Annotated in this window: 15 protein-coding genes; 4 read left to right on the top strand and 11 right to left on the bottom strand. The window is 63.6% G+C overall.

Annotation, left to right across the window (positions count from 1 at the left end):
* Nucleotides 1-9: 9 nt before the first annotated feature.
* Complete coding sequence (locus MHX52_RS07590) at nt 10-1293, bottom strand: MFS transporter (protein WP_239317483.1); 1284 nt, start codon at nt 1291-1293, stop codon at nt 10-12.
* Between the two features lie 136 nt (nt 1294-1429).
* Here MHX52_RS07590 and MHX52_RS07585 point away from each other — a divergent pair, with 136 nt between their 5' ends.
* Nucleotides 1430-2110, top strand: coding sequence for an HAD family hydrolase (locus tag MHX52_RS07585; RefSeq protein ID WP_239317481.1), 681 nt, complete (start codon nt 1430-1432; stop codon nt 2108-2110).
* Between the two features lie 23 nt (nt 2111-2133).
* Here MHX52_RS07585 and metG read toward each other — a convergent pair whose 3' ends face one another.
* The 3 genes from metG to rsmI form a co-directional block, all read right to left on the bottom strand.
* Entirely contained in the window at nt 2134-3972 is a 1839-nt protein-coding gene (gene metG / locus MHX52_RS07580) for a methionine--tRNA ligase (RefSeq protein ID WP_239317479.1), read from the bottom strand.
* A 48-nt stretch (nt 3973-4020) separates the two neighbouring features.
* Nucleotides 4021-5706, bottom strand: coding sequence for a BCCT family transporter (locus tag MHX52_RS07575; RefSeq protein WP_239317477.1), 1686 nt, complete (start codon nt 5704-5706; stop codon nt 4021-4023).
* A gap of 172 nt (nt 5707-5878) precedes the next feature.
* Nucleotides 5879-6802 (bottom strand): 16S rRNA (cytidine(1402)-2'-O)-methyltransferase, encoded by a 924-nt coding sequence (gene rsmI / locus MHX52_RS07570; RefSeq protein WP_239317475.1) that lies wholly within the window; start codon nt 6800-6802, stop codon nt 5879-5881.
* Between the two features lie 10 nt (nt 6803-6812).
* Here rsmI and MHX52_RS07565 point away from each other — a divergent pair, with 10 nt between their 5' ends.
* A complete protein-coding gene (locus MHX52_RS07565; protein WP_239317474.1) occupies nt 6813-8483 on the top strand; it encodes a dolichyl-phosphate-mannose--protein mannosyltransferase in 1671 nt (556 codons plus the stop codon).
* On the opposite strand, the gene MHX52_RS07560 is transcribed toward MHX52_RS07565, so the two are convergent.
* The 6 genes from MHX52_RS07560 to MHX52_RS07535 form a co-directional block, all read right to left on the bottom strand.
* A complete protein-coding gene (locus MHX52_RS07560; RefSeq protein WP_035004479.1) occupies nt 8480-9262 on the bottom strand; it encodes a zf-HC2 domain-containing protein in 783 nt (260 codons plus the stop codon). The two genes, MHX52_RS07565 and MHX52_RS07560, sit on opposite strands and share 4 nt — an antisense overlap.
* Nucleotides 9263-9298: 36 nt before the next feature.
* On the bottom strand, nt 9299-9721 hold the full coding sequence (locus MHX52_RS07555; RefSeq protein ID WP_080722694.1) for a DoxX family protein: 423 nt from the start codon (nt 9719-9721) through the stop codon (nt 9299-9301).
* 15 nt (nt 9722-9736) lie between these two features.
* A complete protein-coding gene (glpR, locus tag MHX52_RS07550; RefSeq protein ID WP_239317473.1) occupies nt 9737-11131 on the bottom strand; it encodes a gephyrin-like molybdotransferase receptor GlpR in 1395 nt (464 codons plus the stop codon).
* Between the two features lie 109 nt (nt 11132-11240).
* Nucleotides 11241-11954 (bottom strand): GNAT family N-acetyltransferase, encoded by a 714-nt coding sequence (locus MHX52_RS07545; RefSeq protein ID WP_239317471.1) that lies wholly within the window; start codon nt 11952-11954, stop codon nt 11241-11243.
* A gap of 7 nt (nt 11955-11961) precedes the next feature.
* Nucleotides 11962-13263: a gephyrin-like molybdotransferase Glp gene (gene glp / locus MHX52_RS07540; RefSeq protein ID WP_239317469.1), complete on the bottom strand. Its 1302-nt coding sequence runs from the start codon at nt 13261-13263 to the stop codon at nt 11962-11964.
* Nucleotides 13264-13274: 11 nt separating this feature from the next.
* A complete protein-coding gene (locus MHX52_RS07535; protein ID WP_193393334.1) occupies nt 13275-14192 on the bottom strand; it encodes a UTP--glucose-1-phosphate uridylyltransferase in 918 nt (305 codons plus the stop codon).
* 86 nt (nt 14193-14278) lie between these two features.
* Here MHX52_RS07535 and MHX52_RS07530 point away from each other — a divergent pair, with 86 nt between their 5' ends.
* Together MHX52_RS07530 and mscL are read left to right on the top strand one after the other, a co-directional pair.
* On the top strand, nt 14279-14902 hold the full coding sequence (locus tag MHX52_RS07530) for a 5-formyltetrahydrofolate cyclo-ligase (RefSeq protein WP_239317467.1): 624 nt from the start codon (nt 14279-14281) through the stop codon (nt 14900-14902).
* Between the two features lie 42 nt (nt 14903-14944).
* Nucleotides 14945-15379 carry a large conductance mechanosensitive channel protein MscL gene (mscL, locus tag MHX52_RS07525; protein WP_035004486.1) on the top strand — a complete coding sequence of 145 codons (435 nt, stop codon included), beginning with the start codon at nt 14945-14947 and terminating at the stop codon, nt 15377-15379.
* A 13-nt stretch (nt 15380-15392) separates the two neighbouring features.
* Here the strand turns inward: mscL and MHX52_RS07520 are convergent, their stop codons facing one another.
* Nucleotides 15393-15629: a hypothetical protein gene (locus MHX52_RS07520; RefSeq protein ID WP_035004488.1), complete on the bottom strand. Its 237-nt coding sequence runs from the start codon at nt 15627-15629 to the stop codon at nt 15393-15395.

Below are 15629 nucleotides of genomic sequence, written 5' to 3'. Positions count from 1 at the left end.
AGCGCTCCTCTACGTGCGGTCGTCCACGAACACCTTCCGGCTGGCCACCAGGCCCGCCGCCAGCAAAACGAAGTTGAACCCCACAAGAACCAACAGTCCGGCGGTCCAGGACGCAGTGGCGTCATAAAGAGCACCAAAACCAAAAGGCCCAACGCAGGCGACCGTGTACCCGATGCCCTGCGCGCCCGAGGACAAAACGGCGGCGGCCTTCGGTTCGCGGGTGCGGGTGGCGATCAGCATCAGCCCCAGCGGGAAGGTAGAGCAGCCCAGCGAAACCAACGAAATCCACAGCATCGGCAGGCGCATCGGGTCGGTGATCACCATCAGCAGCGCCACGAACATGCAGCTGCACGACAGGATCGTCACCCATGCCGCGCCGCGCTCAAAGCGGGAGGTCATCCACGGAACGATAAACGACGAGGCAGTTCCGACCAGCGCGAACACTCCGCCGATGATGCCGCCGAGCTGCGCCGATCCGCCGGATTCCACGATGATCTTCGGCGCCCACGTGATAAAGCAGTAGGAAATGGAGGACGTCATGGCGAACATCACCACGATCCCCCAGCTCACGGGGTTGCGCCACATGTGCCGATACGCGCCGCGCGACTCGCTGTTCTGATTCTTTATGACGCCAAGTAGCTTCCGCGGGTGCGCCTGTCGCAACATCTCGCTGCCGCGCTGGGCCGCGGTTCCCGGAGTCACCGAGAACACGAGAACTCCCCAGCACAGCAGCGCCAACAGCGGCGGAATCGCCCAGACTCCAATCGCCACGCGCCATCCGCCGAGCTCGGCCAACGGAACGGACACCACCGATGCGGTGGCCATGCTGACCTGCCCGACAGCCATGTAGGCGATAGACATGACCGTGAGCTTGAACGGGAAGTAGTCCTTAATAACAGCAGGCAGCAGGGTGTTGGTGATACCCACCCCGACCAGGCCGATCATCGTCCCGGCCAGGAACAGCAACTCGTTGGGTGCCGCCGTGCGCAGGCCGAACCCGGCGGTGGCCAGCACCATGGCGGTGCTAATAACCGCGCGGAAGGATAGCGCTTTGGCTAAGGGGCTGGAAAGAACGGCCGCGACGGCGAACATGGCCGTTGGCGCCATGCCAACCAGTCCGATGAAAAGGCCGGAGGCGCCGAGGCCGGTGCGCACTTCGTCGGCGATCGGCGGGAATGCGCTGACGGGGCTGCGCAGGTTGGAGCTGGTCAGCAGCACCGCGAGCGCGGCGATGATCGCCACCGCGGACGGCACACGACGGTTCGCGCTGGCCGCACTGGACATCCTCGTCATTTTGTTCACCCCCGGTTCGTTTTAGCTTCGCGTCAGCGCCACTTTCTAGTCACGCAGGCGCGGCACACTAGCTACAAACCCTACTAGACCAGCAAGCTCCCACTACATTGCGACTGCAAAGGCAGGCACCAACACCATGGAACACTTGATCGTCTTCGACCTGGGCGGCGTACTGGTTCAGCGTCGCCACACCTTGCGCGAGCTCACCACCGTGATGATCCGCCACGCCAACATTCAGTCTCGCTCGAACAACGGCAGCCAGACCAGTGTCCCCACCATCATCACCGACCCGTTTAGCTTCGAGGCAGCCTACGGCCGCTACCGCGAAAGCTACAGCCTGTCGATGGGGCCGAACGACTACTTCACCACCCTCTGCCGCGCCGCCGGCGTGCAGCCCACAGAGGAACTGATCGCGGAGCTGCTGGAGACCGACACGCGCCTGTGCTCCACCGTGAACACTTCCGTTCTGAACCTGCTGAACCACCTGAACGCCATCGACCAGCCATGGGGCATCTTCAGCAACGCGCCGCGCCCGGTCATGGAGGCCGTGATGGATCAGGATTGGACGAGCGGCGCGGCCGTCACCTGCTTCTCCCCCGACCTGCGCTTCACCAAGCCCCACCAGGGCGCATTCCGCCGCTTTGAGCAGGCCGTGGCGGCCGCCGGCCACGAGTACGCTTCCCTGATCTACTTCGACGACCGCCAGGCAAACCTGGATGCTGCCCAGCGTCGTGGTTGGGAGGCCTTCCCCTGGCGTGGAGTGGAGTCCGTCCACGAGGTGCTCTCGCCCATCATCGGCCTGCGCCGCGCGGACTAGTTAGCCACTAACTGACCAGCCCGCTACTTCTGCACCGGCGCCCACTCCGGGCCGGTCTCCGCCAGCTCCGGGTCAAGCTTCGGGAACAGCGGCTTGGGCTTGCTGAGCTTAGTGCCCGGCTGGATCTCCTGGCGCGCCCACGTGGCCTTTTGCTTGGTGTAATCACCCATGATGACGGGGTAGGTGCGCCCCTCTTCGGGCAGCCCGACGCCCACCGGCTCCCGCGGAGAGTCATCCGTTACCTCGATAACCTCCGGCTGGGCCGCCCAGATGCCTTCGCCACCGAGGGTCTCGAAGATCTTCTGCGCGGAGAACGGCAGGTACGGGGTGAGCAGGGTATTTACGTCGGAGACGACCTGCAGAGCCGTGTACAGCACAGTGGCCAGGCGCTCGCGCTGATCCTCGTCCTTCGCCAGCTTCCACGGCTCCATGGCCGCGATGTACTGATTGGCGCGTCCCGCGATGCGCATGGCCTCGGTGATGCCGGCCTTGAAGCGGGAGAGGTTGATGTTGTCGCCAACAACGTCGAAGGCCTTGGCGGACTCGGCGAGCAGCGCCTCGTCCTCCGCGGTCAGCGGCCCCGGGGTGGGGACCTCGCCGAAGTTCTTGTAGGCCATGGAGACGGTGCGGTTCACCAGGTTGCCCCACTCGTTGGCGAGCTCGGAGTTGATGCGGCGAACGAACTCGTCCCAGGTGAAGTCCGTATCGGTGGTCTCCGGCCCAGCGGTGGCGATGAAGTAACGCAGAGCGTCGGGGCCGAACTCCTTCAGGAAGTCGCGCACGTAGATCACCACGCCCTTGGAGGAGGAGAACTTGGAGCCCGACATCGTCAGGAACTCGGAGGATACGACCTCCGTTGGCAGGTTCAGCGCCGGGTCGGCGAGCTCGCCGGCCTCGCCGCCCTTGGAACCCTGACCGCCGTAGCCCAGCAGCTCTGCCGGCCAGATCTGGGAGTGGAAAGTGATGTTGTCCTTACCCATGAAGTAGTAGGACAGAGCCTCCGGGTCGTTCCACCACTTCCGCCAGGCCTCCGGGTCGCCGATGCGCCAGGCCCATTCGATGGACGCAGAGAGGTACCCCACGACGGCGTCAAACCACACATAGAGCTTCTTGGCGTTGTTGTCCTGCCAGCCCTCGACGGGGATCGGCACGCCCCAGTCGATGTCTCGGGACATGGCGCGCGGGCGGATGTCCTCCAGCAGGTTCAGGGAGAACTTCAACACGTTCGGGCGCCAGTCGGTGCGCCCCTTCAGCCACGTGGTGAGAGCTTCTGCCAGTGCCGGCAGGTCGAGCATGAAGTGCTCGGTGTCGATGAACTCCGGTGTTTCGCCGTTGATTTTGGAACGCGGGTCGATCAGGTCCTCGGGATCCAGCTGGTTTCCGCAGTTGTCACACTGATCGCCGCGGGCGTCATTAGCGCCACAGATCGGGCAAGTGCCCTCGATGTAGCGATCCGGGAGGGTACGACCGGTGGAAGAGCTGATGGCACCGCGGGTGGTCTGAGTGACCATGTAGCCGTTGTTGTACAGGCCGGTGAAGAGCTCCTGCACGACCGCGTAGTGGTTGCGGGTGGTGGTGCGGGTGAACAGGTCATAAGAAAGGCCGAGGCCCGCGAGGTCCTCGACAATGATGCGGTTGTAGCGATCCGCCAGTTCCTGGACGGTCGTGCCTTCCTTCTCCGCCTGCACCAGCAACGGGGTGCCGTGCTCGTCGGTGCCCGAAACCATGAGCACCTCGTTGCCAGCCATTCGCTGATAACGCGCGAATACATCCGAAGGCACGCCGAATCCGGCGACGTGGCCGATGTGGCGGGGGCCGTTGGCATAGGGCCATGCAACTGAGGTGAGAACTCGTTTCGACATAACCCTTAGATTAGGTGATCCCCTACCACGACGCGAAAGCAGCCCGGCTTAGGAATGCTCTGCGTTGCCGTCTGCGACGGCCTGCGGAACATCGCTCCCGCCGTAACGACGGCTGCGCTTAGCGGCCTTAGCTTCGCTCTGCTGGTTGATACGACGCTCGCGAGCCATACGCAGGGCGTATTCCCGCTGTGCCTTTTCGTCCAGGTACAGCTGGTCGTTGGACAGAGCCTTGTAGATGGAGAACATCAGGGCGATAATCACCAGCAAGAACGGGCTGGCGGCGATGATCGTCACGTTCTGCAGGTTGGTCAGCGCCTCATCGCCGCCCGTGAGCAGCAACATCAGGGCAATGACCGCGGTCAGGGCACCCCACAGCACAGTGACGCCACGGTTGGCGACCAGCTGTCCACGCTGCGACATGGAACCCATGACGGTGGAGGCGGAGTCTGCGGAAGTAATGAAGAAGGTCGCCAGCAGAATCATCGCAATGATGCTTGCTACCTGTCCCATCGGCAGAGTCTGCAGCAGGTTAAACAGCTGGCTGGTGGCCTCGCCATCGCCCCAGATGGAATTGCCGGTTTCCTCCGCATTAACGGCGGCGCCGCCAAAGATGGAGAACCAGATGATGGTCACCATGGTTGGAACCATCAGGACGACACACACGAACTCGCGGATCGTACGGCCGCGGGAAATGCGGGCGAGGAACATGCCGACGAACGGAGACCAGGAGACCCACCATGCCCAGTAGAAGATGGTCCAGGTACCCAGCCACTCATCCGCACCATCGCCGGAGTTAGCGGTGCGGGCGGCCATCTGGAAGAACTGGGACAGGTAGTTACCCAGGGAGGTCGGGATCAGGTTCAGAATCACCACGGTCGGCCCGAGGATCAAGACAAACAGCGCAATGAGACCAGCCAGAACCATGTTGGTGTTGGACAGGTACTGAATGCCCTTGCCTACGCCAGAAGCAGCGGAAGCCAAGAAACACAGACCCAGGATCACGATGGTGCCGACGATCACCCACGTGCCAGGATTAGAAATCAGCCCCGTGGCACCCAGGCCGGACTGGATCTGCACTGCACCCAAGCCCAGGGAAGCCGCGGTACCGAAGACAGTCGCGAAAATGGCGGCGATGTCAATGATCTTGCCCAGCGCGCCCTCCGCGCGCTTCTCCCCGATCAACGGAATAAACGCCGCAGACAGCAGCTGCTTACGCCCCATACGGAAAGTGCCATATGCGATGGCCAGCGCCACGATGGCGTACAGCGACCACGGGTGCAGCCCCCAGTGGAACAGCGTGGAGGAGAAGGAGCTAGCCACATCGTTCTTCTGCTCCCCCGGCACGCCGTCGCGGTAGTAAGTCAGCGGCTCGGTCACACCGTAGAACATCAGGCCGATGCCCATACCCGCGGCAAACATCATGGCCACCCAGGAAATGCTATTGAACTCCGGCGGCTCGTTATCCTTGCCCAGGCGAATGTGCCCGAACTTACTGAACGCAATGAACAGAATGAACCCTACAAACACCGTGCCGGCGAGGACGTACAGCCAGCCCCAGTCACCTACGACATAACTCAACGCCGTCGAGGCGAAGGCGGCGAAGCTATCGCCACCAAATACGCCCCACAGCACGACAGCCAGGATGAGGGCTGCCGCACAGCCCGTGACTACCCAGTCGATGGACTGTTCCTGATCAGCCTCAGTCGGTGCTACTTCTTCTCTTGATACAGTCATTCCTCAATATTGGGGGGTAGTGTGGGGGCTTTTCAACTGCACCGGTACCCGAACCGCGCCCGGATGGCGCTCTTAACCCCTGCCTCACTCCCTCATAAAGCCCAGTTCACCTGGTTTTATCCCGCACAGAAGCCACCCACCGCGCTGCCTGGTTAAAAACTTTTAAAAAAATCTAACTTTTCTCGCGTCCACGCAGCACAGCTTCATACAGATCACGTTTGCTCACTCCCTTTGCCTTGGCCACGTCCCCAGCCGCTGCCTTCAGCCGTTCCCCGTTCGCCACTTTTTGTTCCACCAGCGAGACCAGCGATTCCACGTCCGGCTCCGCCTGCTCGTCCGCGGCATCCACCACCACGCAGATCTCCCCCTTCACACCGCTTTCCGCCCACTCGGCCAGCTCCCGTAGTCCGCCGACCTTCACCTCTTCGAAGGTTTTCGTCAGCTCGCGGCACACCGCGGCCTGCCGGTGATCCCCCAGCTCTTCGGCTGCCACCTGCAAAGTCTTGGCCAGCCTGTGCGGGGATTCGAAGAAACAGACGGCGTAGGGGGCGTCACTAAAAGAACCAAAGAACGAACGCCGGGCGCCGTCCTTGCGTGGGGCGAAGCCCAGGAACGCGAAGTGGCCCACCCCCAGGCCGGATAGCGCCAGAGCGGTCGGCACCGCGGAGGGTCCCGGCAGGCACGTCACCGGCACTCCCGCGCGACGGGCAGCGACGACCAGCGGGAAACCGGGGTCGGAGACGGAGGGCATTCCGGCGTCTGTCACCACCAGCACGCGCCGGCCCTGCTCGGCCTGCTCGACGAAGAACTCCGCCCGTTCGGCCTCGTTGTGGTCGAAGTTGGAGTAGATCCGACCGGAAATCTCAACGCCTAGCGTGTCCGCGAGCGCCCGGGTGCGGCGGGTGTCTTCCGCGGCTACGATGTCGGCGCTGGCCAGCGCGTCGATCAGCCGCACCGAGGCATCCAGCGGATTGCCCAGCGGCGTGGCCGCCAAGATGATTCCTCCCTGCGGCAGAGGCCTATTCTCGGCGGCGCGGGTAAGCAGCGCAGTAGCTGCGTCGGCGGAAAGAGTCTTGGCATCTACGGGTTCACTCATACCCGCCAGTATGCCCGCCAGTGCGCCCGATTGTCCGGGGCTTCTACTACAGTTGGCTTTCGTGCCGACCACACCGACTCCCCCGCTTGCCGACGCTCCTGCAGTGTCCGCCGACCAGCGCGCCACAACCGACGTGGACAGTCGCGTGTCTACCGCTGCGTCCGGGCGCCACACGTTCACTTTCACCCGGTGGACGGGCATCCTGGTTGTCCTCGGCCTGTTCGGTGCGCTCAGCCGCCTACTGATGCTGCAGCGCCCCACGGATGCGGGCACCCCGGTGTTCGACGAGAAGCACTATGTGCCGCAGGCCTGGCAGATTCTGCAGAGCTGGTCTAACCCGCTGATCGGCGGCATCGAAGACAATCCCGGCTACGGCCTGGTCGTCCACCCGCCCCTGGGCAAGCAGTTCGAGGCGCTGGGCATGGCGGTGTTCGGCTATACGCCATGGGGTTGGCGAATCATGTCCGCCCTGCTGGCTGTGATGACGATCCTGCTGATTGCCACGATTGCGCGCCGAGTGTCGAAGTCCGACCTCATCGGTTTATTCGCCGGCATTATTGCCCTGTGCGACGGGATCCTCTTCGTCACGGGGCGCTCGGCCATGCTGGACCACTTCCAGGTGTTCCTGGTGTGCCTGGCGACTTACTTCGCGGTGCGGGATGCCGAGCAGATGGAGGCCCGCTTCCAGCACGTCTGGGCCGCTGACCGGATCCACGATTTCGCCCTCGGCCCGCGCATGGGCTATCGCTGGTGGCGCTTCACCGCGGGCGTGGCGCTGGGCTTGTCACTTTCGGTGAAGTGGAATGGTCTGTACTACATGGCCTTCTTCGGGGTGACGATTGTTGCGGTTGATTACTTTCGACGCCGCCGTTTCGGCGTGCGCCGTCCCCTTCTCGGGACCGCTTTCTTCGACGCTCTGCCCTCCTTCTTTTCCATCGTGATCGTCCCCGCGATTCTGTACGTGGTCAGCTGGCGGGCCTGGTTCGCCTCCGAAACGGGCGTGTTCCGCCACGCCGTGGAGTCCGAGCAGTACACCAACACCACCGGGGATTGGTTCTGGTCTTTCCTGCCCGATGCCCTGCAGAACTTCATCTACTATCACGTGTCCGTCATGCGCTTTCACACGGAGCTGACGAACTCTAACGGCCACCACCACAACTGGGAGTCCAAGCCGTGGTCCTGGCTGGTCTCCAGCCGTTCGCTGATGTACTACAACCCGTCCAGCGACGAGGGCATTCACAAGGTGATCCTGCTGGTCGGTACGCCCGCTATCTGGTGGTTCTGCGTCCCCGTCATGCTGTGGGGGCTATGGTGCCTGATCGTGCACAAGGATCGCCGCTGGGTGGTGCCCGTCATCGGCTTTGCTGCTGGCTTCCTGCCTTGGCTAGTAAACCTGGATCGCCAGATGTATCTATTCTACGCGGCTAATTTGGCTCCGTTCCTGGCGATTGCGCTGGCCATGGCTCTGGGGCAACTGCTGCGCTGGCAGCGGCTGGACGTTGCCGCCCAGCCGCACTCCTCCCCCAAAGCCTTTGTGAAAGCTCGCCCTGGCCAGCTGCTGGTAGTGATCTACTTGATGCTGGTGGTTTGGAACTTTCTTTATTTCTTGCCGATCTACACGGCGACTCCGCTGTCCGATTTCGCCTTCGACATGCGGATGTGGCTGCCTTCCTGGCGCTAATCCCAGCCCCGCGGTCGCGGCTCGCCGAGCTCGAAGGTGGAGTTGCGTCGGGCGTCGCTCGGGCTGAAGTTCACCGGCTGAGCCATCAGCGCGCGCAGCGACTGCTGCAGCGGCATGAACACGTTCTGCCTGCCAGCCCACACCACGACCAGGGCCACGACCGCCGCCAAGTGCACCAGCAGCAGCCAGAGTGTGGTCAGGCTGCCACCTTCCCCGACCATGCTCAGCACGATCTCCCGCGTTGCGAACCCTAGACCGAAAGCCCATAGCCCCAGGTAGATCGGCAACACTGCGGCAGCCGCTTTCGGGCGCCAAGCTGCCCACAGGAGGCCACCGGCCAGTGCAAAGCGCATCGTCGCCGCGTCGGAGACTAGTCGAAGCTGAGACGAGTCGGCGTCATCCCCAATAGGCGAGCCGAACAACAGCGACAGGCCCCACACAACATAAACCAGCGCCACGGCAACAAGGGCGAAGCGACCAAAGTAGAGAGGCAGCTGACGGCGGCGCAGGCCTCCGCTGATCTGAGGGTTGTGATCGGCCTGCTCGAGCACCTGTGCGAGGAGCGCCGCTTTCTGCTCGTCGCCCGGCTCCGTCGTGGGGCCATCATCCGTTGGGGTGGCGGAGACGTTCATCCGGCGGCCCAACGCGGTGACGGTGGCATACCAACGTTGGCAGTCTTCACAGGCGGCAAGGTGCGCGTCGACGAGGTCGTCGGACAGCTCGGCGGTCTCGCCGTCGAGCCGGGCGGACATTGAGGTCCTGACCGCTTGACAGTCCATGCGCTTAATCCCGCCTCTTGCGTGCTTGACTCAACTTCAGCCGAAGCGCGAGAGAGCCTTGTCCAGGCTCGCGCGCCCCGCGCCGAAAACAACAATCATCATAAGCGAGACGACCAGGAGCAGCACAAACTCCATGCCCCCATCGGCGACGAAGAAACCGTTGGACCAGTGCACGAAGTACAGCACCAGTGCGCTGTAGATGGCGAAGAGTCCTGCGACTGCCGTGGTAAGCAGACCAACGATGAGCATCGCGCCACCGAGCATCTCGAAACTGGCCGCCGCCCAGGCACTGACCTTTGGTTGCGGAATGTGCAGGCGGTCGAAGGTGGCGACGGTGCCGGTTACTCCGCCCATGCCGTCGATGAAGACTTTCTTCCAGCCGTGGGCAATGAAGATCACGCCGGTGACAAGGCGCAGGAGCAGCAGGGCCGCGTCACGCGCTGCGGGGTGGTTCAGCATGCGGGAGGTTTACTCCTAGACCGCGCGGATGCCGGAGCGCGGGTCGAGGTATTCCTCATCTGCGGCGGAAGCGGATGGTGCGCCCGCGTCGGAGCCCCCGCCCGGTACGTCGAAGAAGTCGCTGCCGTCGGCGTACTCCAGGTTGCTGAAGGCCGGGTCGTCTTCGTCGGTTTCCAGGATCACGGCGCCCGGGCGGATCAGGCGATCCGGCACGCCCAGCTCGTCGTCCTCCGTGTTGCGCACACCCAGGCGGGCGCGGCGCATACGCACCAGGCGGCGGTGGCGCAGCTCGCGCTCCTCGATGGCCTGGCGGCGGAGCATCACCAGGTAGAAGGCGGTGAAGGCAACCATGGCCACGAAGGTCAGCCACACGCCACTGCCCAGGGCCAGGCTGGCGCCAAAGGTCAGGACGCACAGCGCCAGCAGCACCAGCAGCACCTTCTTGCGGCGGTTCTGTCGCTCACGGGCCAGGCGCGCGGAGGCTACCGGGTCGTACACACCGCGACCACGGCGGGACGCCAGGTACTGCAGGTCGGCCTCGCTCAGCTCGTCGGAGTCCTCGAGGATGTCCAGGTTCTTGCCCGTCGGTGCTTCATCGACGTGGTCTACCAAATCTGGTGACGCCTTCACGTCCCCACCGCGCACGTACTCAGTCGGGACTGCGGCGTATGCGGCCTGGCGGGCGCTCTGCTCTTCGGACTGCTCGGCGTGCTCCGTGGAATCGCTGGAGTCGCTGGACTCAGAAGACCTAGAAGACTCAGCAGACTCAGCGCTCATCTCCGCCTTCTTCACCGGGGAGAACTCGCCGGTGTCCATTTCATCCTGGGCGGTGTAACGCACTGCGCTGCCCGCAGATGCCGCTGCCACGACCTTTTCGGAGCCCTTCTCGGCGCCCCTGCCGGAGCCCTTATCTGCCGTGCCAGAGTCATCGGCGTTCGCGCCCGTCTGCTCGGTCGCCTCCGCGGTCTTCGCCTTGGCATCTGCTGCTTCGGCATCTGCTGCTTCGGCGTCCACTACCTCAGCATCGACCATCTCAGCGTCTACCACTTCGCCGTCAACGACTTCAGCGTCCACGCTATCCTCGCTGCGCTCACTGCCCTTCGTGTTCATCAGCGCCCGCAGCCCACGCGGCTTGCCCGACTTCGCGCCGGCTGCGGAATCTTCGTCTTCCAGCAGGACATACTCCGGCTCTGCGTCGACCAGCTCCAGTTCGTCGTCATCAGAGGACATGTACAGGCCCTCGGCCGGCTTGAGCTTGCGCTTCGCCTTCAGGGTGCTGCCACCTCGGTGCAGCACGCGGGTCTCGCTCAGTGCCTGGGCAGTCCGTCGCACGGGTTTCTGGTTGCGCAGCAGAAGCGGCGCCAGCAGCACCAACCAAACGGCGGCAATGAGCAAAAGGGAGCCGGACACGTGTATCAGTTCTCCTCGAAGTTTGTGAAGCTTATGCGGGCAGCGTGAATGGTCAAGTGCTTGCCACGCTACCCGCGTAACCCCTATATCCGCGCTCGCCACGCCGAGGCTAGTTTCGGTTCACAGCCAGCCCCAAGATTCCGCGGTTCACCAGCCTGCGCACCACCCCGTCCGGCGCCGTTTCCTCCTGCGTCTGCGCCACCAGCAGGTGGTCCCGCCATTCGCCGTTGATGTGCAGGTTTCGCTGTAGCTGCCCTTCGATACGGAAGCCGGTTTTCTCTAGAACTTTTCTGGACGCCACGTTCTCCGGCATGACCGTAGCCTCTATCCTGTGCAGCCCCACTACCTGCATCCCCAAGTCCACGCCCAGCGCTACCGCCGCGGTGGCCACGCCGTGGCCCTGGAACCGCGAGTGCACCCAGTAGCCAATCCACGCGCTGGATACGGTTCCGTATTGGATGTTGCCGATCGTCAGCTGTCCCGCGAACTCCCCATCAATGTCGATGACCATCGGCACCAGCAGGCGGTCGGCGGACAGGACCTGCAGGTTGTGGAAAGTCTGCCGCCAGGCCTGCGGGCTGTGTGCTGCTTCCCAGTCCCCTTGCACGGTCGGCTCAAAAGGTTGCAGTAGTTTCTGATCTTCGATCCGCGCGGCGCTCCACTGCGCCCCGTCGGTGGCGCGCACGGGACGCAGAGTCACCGGAAATGCGGCCGTGGGGGCGTCATCAAGATCTCCATACATGTGCCCACGACTCAAAACGGTTCGCGAGCGCTGTTCGGGCACCGCGGTGGGGGCGAAGGCGGCGCGCAGTCGATGAAGCACGGGTGGGCTAATCCTTGTTGCTGAGGAACAGCACGTCCACTTCCTGCCCCGGTGCCACGTCCGTCACATCGGAAGGCACCACAATCAGGCAGTTAGCCTGCCCGTGGCTGCCCAGCAGGTGGGTCGGCTCGCCGCCGTTCACCGCTCCGAGGGGATCCACCAGGAACTCGCGGGTCTCCCGGTCGCGCATCAACTGGCCGCGGATAAAGCCACGGCGACCGGGAGCCGAGGCGATGCCGGCGATCGTGCGGGCGGGAACCACGCGGCGGGTGGCCTGACGGCGGCCACGGATCAGCTGCACCAGCGGGCGCACCATGACCTCAAAGGAAACGAGGGCGGCGGAGGGGTTGGCCGGCAGCAGGAAGGTCGGCACCTTGTCCTGCCCCAACGTGCCGAAGCCCATGACTGAACCCGGGTGCATGGCGATGCGCTGAATGTCCATCTCCCCCATCTCGGAGAGGATTTCCCGCAGCTCGTCGCTGGCCGCACCTCCCACTGCGCCGGAGATCACCACGACCTCGGAGCGCAGCAGCTGGCTTTCCAGCACCTCGCGCATCTTGCGCGGCTCGCCACTGAGGATGCCCACGCGGTGCACGTCCGCGCCGGCTTCGCGGGCGGCGGCGGCCAGGGCATAGGAGTTCACGTCGTAAACCTGGCCCACAGCCGGGTCGCGGTCGATGTCCAGCAGCTCACGGCCGAAGGAGAGGACGGACAGGCGCGGGCGCGGGTAAACCAGCACCTTGGATCGCCCCACAGCGGCCAGCAAGCCCACCTGGGCGGCACCGATGACGGCGCCTTCCTCCACGACAACGTCGCCGGGCTGCACGTCGGAGCCCTTCCGGTGCACGAACTCGCCAGAGGCGATGGCCTCCAACGGGCGGATCTTGCGGCCTTCCTTTTCCACCCAGTCCAGTGGGAGCACCGAATCCGCCAGGGTCGGCAGTGGCGCGCCCATCTCCACCCGCACCGCCTGGCGCGGCTGCAAACGGATCGGACGCAGGGAGCCGGCGGTTACGTCGCCGACGATCGGCAGGGTTTCCTTCACACCGCTGGTGTTCTCCGCGGCCGCGGCATCCTCCGGGTCTCGGTCGGCGTCGCCGCCCCGGGCAACTGCCAGCGCTTGGCGGATATCCACGCTGCGTACGGCATAGCCGTCGATGGCGGCCTGGTCGAATCCGGGCAGCGGCTCGGCGCCCTCGACCCTTTCGGCGCAGCGCAGCCCCAGAGTCTCGGTGATGGCGATGCGCACTGGCTCAGGGGTCACCGCCGCAGAGGTGATGATTGCCAGTTGTTCTTCGACCGATCGCATGTTTGTTGCCCCTAGTTTTCCTGGTTCAGGCGCTCCCGCAGCCAGGTCTTCAGGCTGGGGCCATATGTCTCATTCTGAAGCGCGAAATCGACACAAGCTCGAATGTACCCACCCGGGTTGCCTAGGTCATGGCGTAGGCCGTGGTGAACGATGATGTGCACAGGGTGGCCTTCGGTAATCATCAGCTCGATGGCGTCGGTGATCTGGATTTCCCCACCCTTGCCCGGCTTCGTGCGGCGCAGAGCATCAAATACCTGTCGATCCAGCAGGTAGCGCCCGGTGGCTACGAAGCTGGACGGAGCATCTTCGACGGCCGGCTTTTCCACCATGCCCTTCACGATCTTCACGTCGGCGTGGTCCGCCTCGTCGATCTCGAAGACTCCGTAATTGCTCGTCTCCTCGCGCGGCACCTCGAAGGCACACAGCACGGATCCGCCGTACTGCTTGCGCACGGCAAGCATCTTCTCCATCACGCCCATCGGCAGAACCAGGTCGTCCGGCAGCATGACGGCGAAGCAATCCTCGTCGTCATCCAGCACCTCTTCGGCCAACCCGATGGCGTGCCCCAGGCCGAGCGGCTTCTCCTGTTCGACAGCCACCACGTCGATCAGCCCGTCGGTAGCGCGCACCTTGTTCAGCTGGTCGGTCTTGCCGCGCTGCTCTAGCGTGCGCTCCAGCTCTTCGTCGGTATCAAAGTGGCCGAGCACCCCGCCCTTCTTCGGAGCCGTCACAATCGCCAAGCGGTCTGCACCTGCATCGGCGGCTTCCTTTGCAATCAGTTCGATCCCGGGAGTGTCCACGACGGGCAGCAGTTCCTTGGGAACGGTTTTGGTGGCGGGCAAAAAGCGGGTTCCAAGCCCAGCAGCCGGGACCACGACGGTACGCAGTGCGGCTTGCTCGGACGTGGAGATCGTAGGGCTAGAAGTCATGCCGGAATAGTAGCGCTTTAAGCTCCGGGTTTCGTGCTCTACACACCACTTAAGGAGAGTTTTCTTTTGCAGTAGGCTTTGAGGCGATGACCACCCCCTCTGAGTTGAAGAACCGCGCCCGCGCCCGAGTGCGCGCTGCCCGCGCCGACCGCGTCGACGAGCGCCCCTTTCGCGACCGAAGCATTCAGACTCACCTCTTGGACGCTCTCGCGGACCTCCCCTGCACACCTTCCACCATCTGCGGATATGTCCCCCTCCCGGGCGAGCCGGGCGGCGCGGATCTTCCCGATGTCCTGGCGCGCACTGGAGCGCGAGTGTTGCTTCCTCGCGTTGTTCGTGGTGACGCCCCCAGTCTCGAATGGATCGAATATCAGCCGGACAACCCAAACCTCGTCGAAGGCACGTGGGGAATACTCGAGCCGGTGGGCGAGCCCGTAAGCGACTCGGAGAGTAATGCAATTCACACTTTCCCAACATGCACAGATGTAATAGTTACACCTGCTCTATCGATTGATTATCATGGGACACGGCTCGGACAGGGCGGTGGCTTCTATGATCGAACTCTTGCCAATCGCCCATCGCATGTGAAGGTATGGGCAGTGGTAGACCACGAAGAATTCACCCGCGACGTTCCCTGCCAAGACCACGATCTGGTCGTAGATGCTGTGATCCACGACCTCGGATACTTCCCCATCTTTTATTTGCTTTAAAAAGTCTGCGCTAGGTCGCGGACAAGAAAGGTCTTTTGCGCAATGCTTGAAGGTTTTAAGAAGTTCATCATGCGCGGCAACGTCATGGAACTTGCCGTAGCCGTCATCATCGGCGGTGCCTTCACCGCCATCGTCACCGCTTTCACCAACGGCATCGTCGAGCCGCTCCTGGCTGCAGTCGGCGGCTCCCCCGAGTTCGGAATGGGCTTCCACCTCCGCGAGGGCAACGATGCAACGTTCGTCAACATCGGCGCTGTCCTGACCGCCGCCGTCAACTTCCTGATCATCGCTGCCGTCATCTACTTCGTGATGATCATGCCGATGAACAAGCTGGCTGAGATGAACGCTCGCCGCAAGGGCATCGAGCCGGAGGAGGCTGCTGCTACTGAGACCGAGCTGCTGGCCGAGATCCGCGACCTGCTGGTGGAGCAGCGTGGCGGCGAGGCAGAGCCGACCGGCAAGCACGCAGAGAGCTAACCCCCAGCCCCCGTTAGCCCCAGTGCGGCGGGCGCTGTTCCTCTAGGAATCGGCGCTCCTGCTCTGCGGAAGGGCGATCGTCACCCCACTCATCCCGTGAAGGGCTTGAGTGGGGTTTTGCTTTGCCGGAGGCGATGGCGTCAATAAAAGAAGAACCCGAGCCCCCAACCTGGCCGGCCTTGCCCACCTTGCCGTAGAACCTGCGACGGCGGCGACCCGGCTGGCTCTTGCCCGAGCGGCCAGTGCTCAT

It is taken from the genome of Corynebacterium sp. ACRQJ (assembly GCF_022346045.1).
GTDB classification, from domain to species: Bacteria; Actinomycetota; Actinomycetes; order Mycobacteriales; family Mycobacteriaceae; genus Corynebacterium; species Corynebacterium evansiae.
The sequence above is the reverse complement of the archived record's forward strand: the minus strand, read 5'-3'. Positions and strand labels throughout refer to the sequence as shown.

Bases quoted from the DNA above. Each gene is read 5' to 3' on its own strand.
- MHX52_RS07590 (WP_239317483.1), bottom strand. From the start codon at position 1,293: ATGACGAGGATGTCCAGTGCGGCCAGCGCGAACCGTCGTGTGCCGTCC.
- MHX52_RS07585 (WP_239317481.1), top strand. From the start codon at position 1,430: ATGGAACACTTGATCGTCTTCGACCTGGGCGGCGTACTGGTTCAGCGT.
- metG (WP_239317479.1), bottom strand. From the start codon at position 3,972: ATGTCGAAACGAGTTCTCACCTCAGTTGCATGGCCCTATGCCAACGGC.
- MHX52_RS07575 (WP_239317477.1), bottom strand. From the start codon at position 5,706: ATGACTGTATCAAGAGAAGAAGTAGCACCGACTGAGGCTGATCAGGAA.
- rsmI (WP_239317475.1), bottom strand. From the start codon at position 6,802: ATGAGTGAACCCGTAGATGCCAAGACTCTTTCCGCCGACGCAGCTACT.
- MHX52_RS07565 (WP_239317474.1), top strand. From the start codon at position 6,813: ATGCCCGCCAGTGCGCCCGATTGTCCGGGGCTTCTACTACAGTTGGCT.
- MHX52_RS07560 (WP_035004479.1), bottom strand. From the start codon at position 9,262: ATGGACTGTCAAGCGGTCAGGACCTCAATGTCCGCCCGGCTCGACGGC.
- MHX52_RS07555 (WP_080722694.1), bottom strand. From the start codon at position 9,721: ATGCTGAACCACCCCGCAGCGCGTGACGCGGCCCTGCTGCTCCTGCGC.
- glp (WP_239317469.1), bottom strand. From the start codon at position 13,263: ATGCGATCGGTCGAAGAACAACTGGCAATCATCACCTCTGCGGCGGTG.
- MHX52_RS07535 (WP_193393334.1), bottom strand. From the start codon at position 14,192: ATGACTTCTAGCCCTACGATCTCCACGTCCGAGCAAGCCGCACTGCGT.
- MHX52_RS07530 (WP_239317467.1), top strand. From the start codon at position 14,279: ATGACCACCCCCTCTGAGTTGAAGAACCGCGCCCGCGCCCGAGTGCGC.
- mscL (WP_035004486.1), top strand. From the start codon at position 14,945: ATGCTTGAAGGTTTTAAGAAGTTCATCATGCGCGGCAACGTCATGGAA.
- MHX52_RS07520 (WP_035004488.1), bottom strand. From the start codon at position 15,629: ATGAGCACTGGCCGCTCGGGCAAGAGCCAGCCGGGTCGCCGCCGTCGC.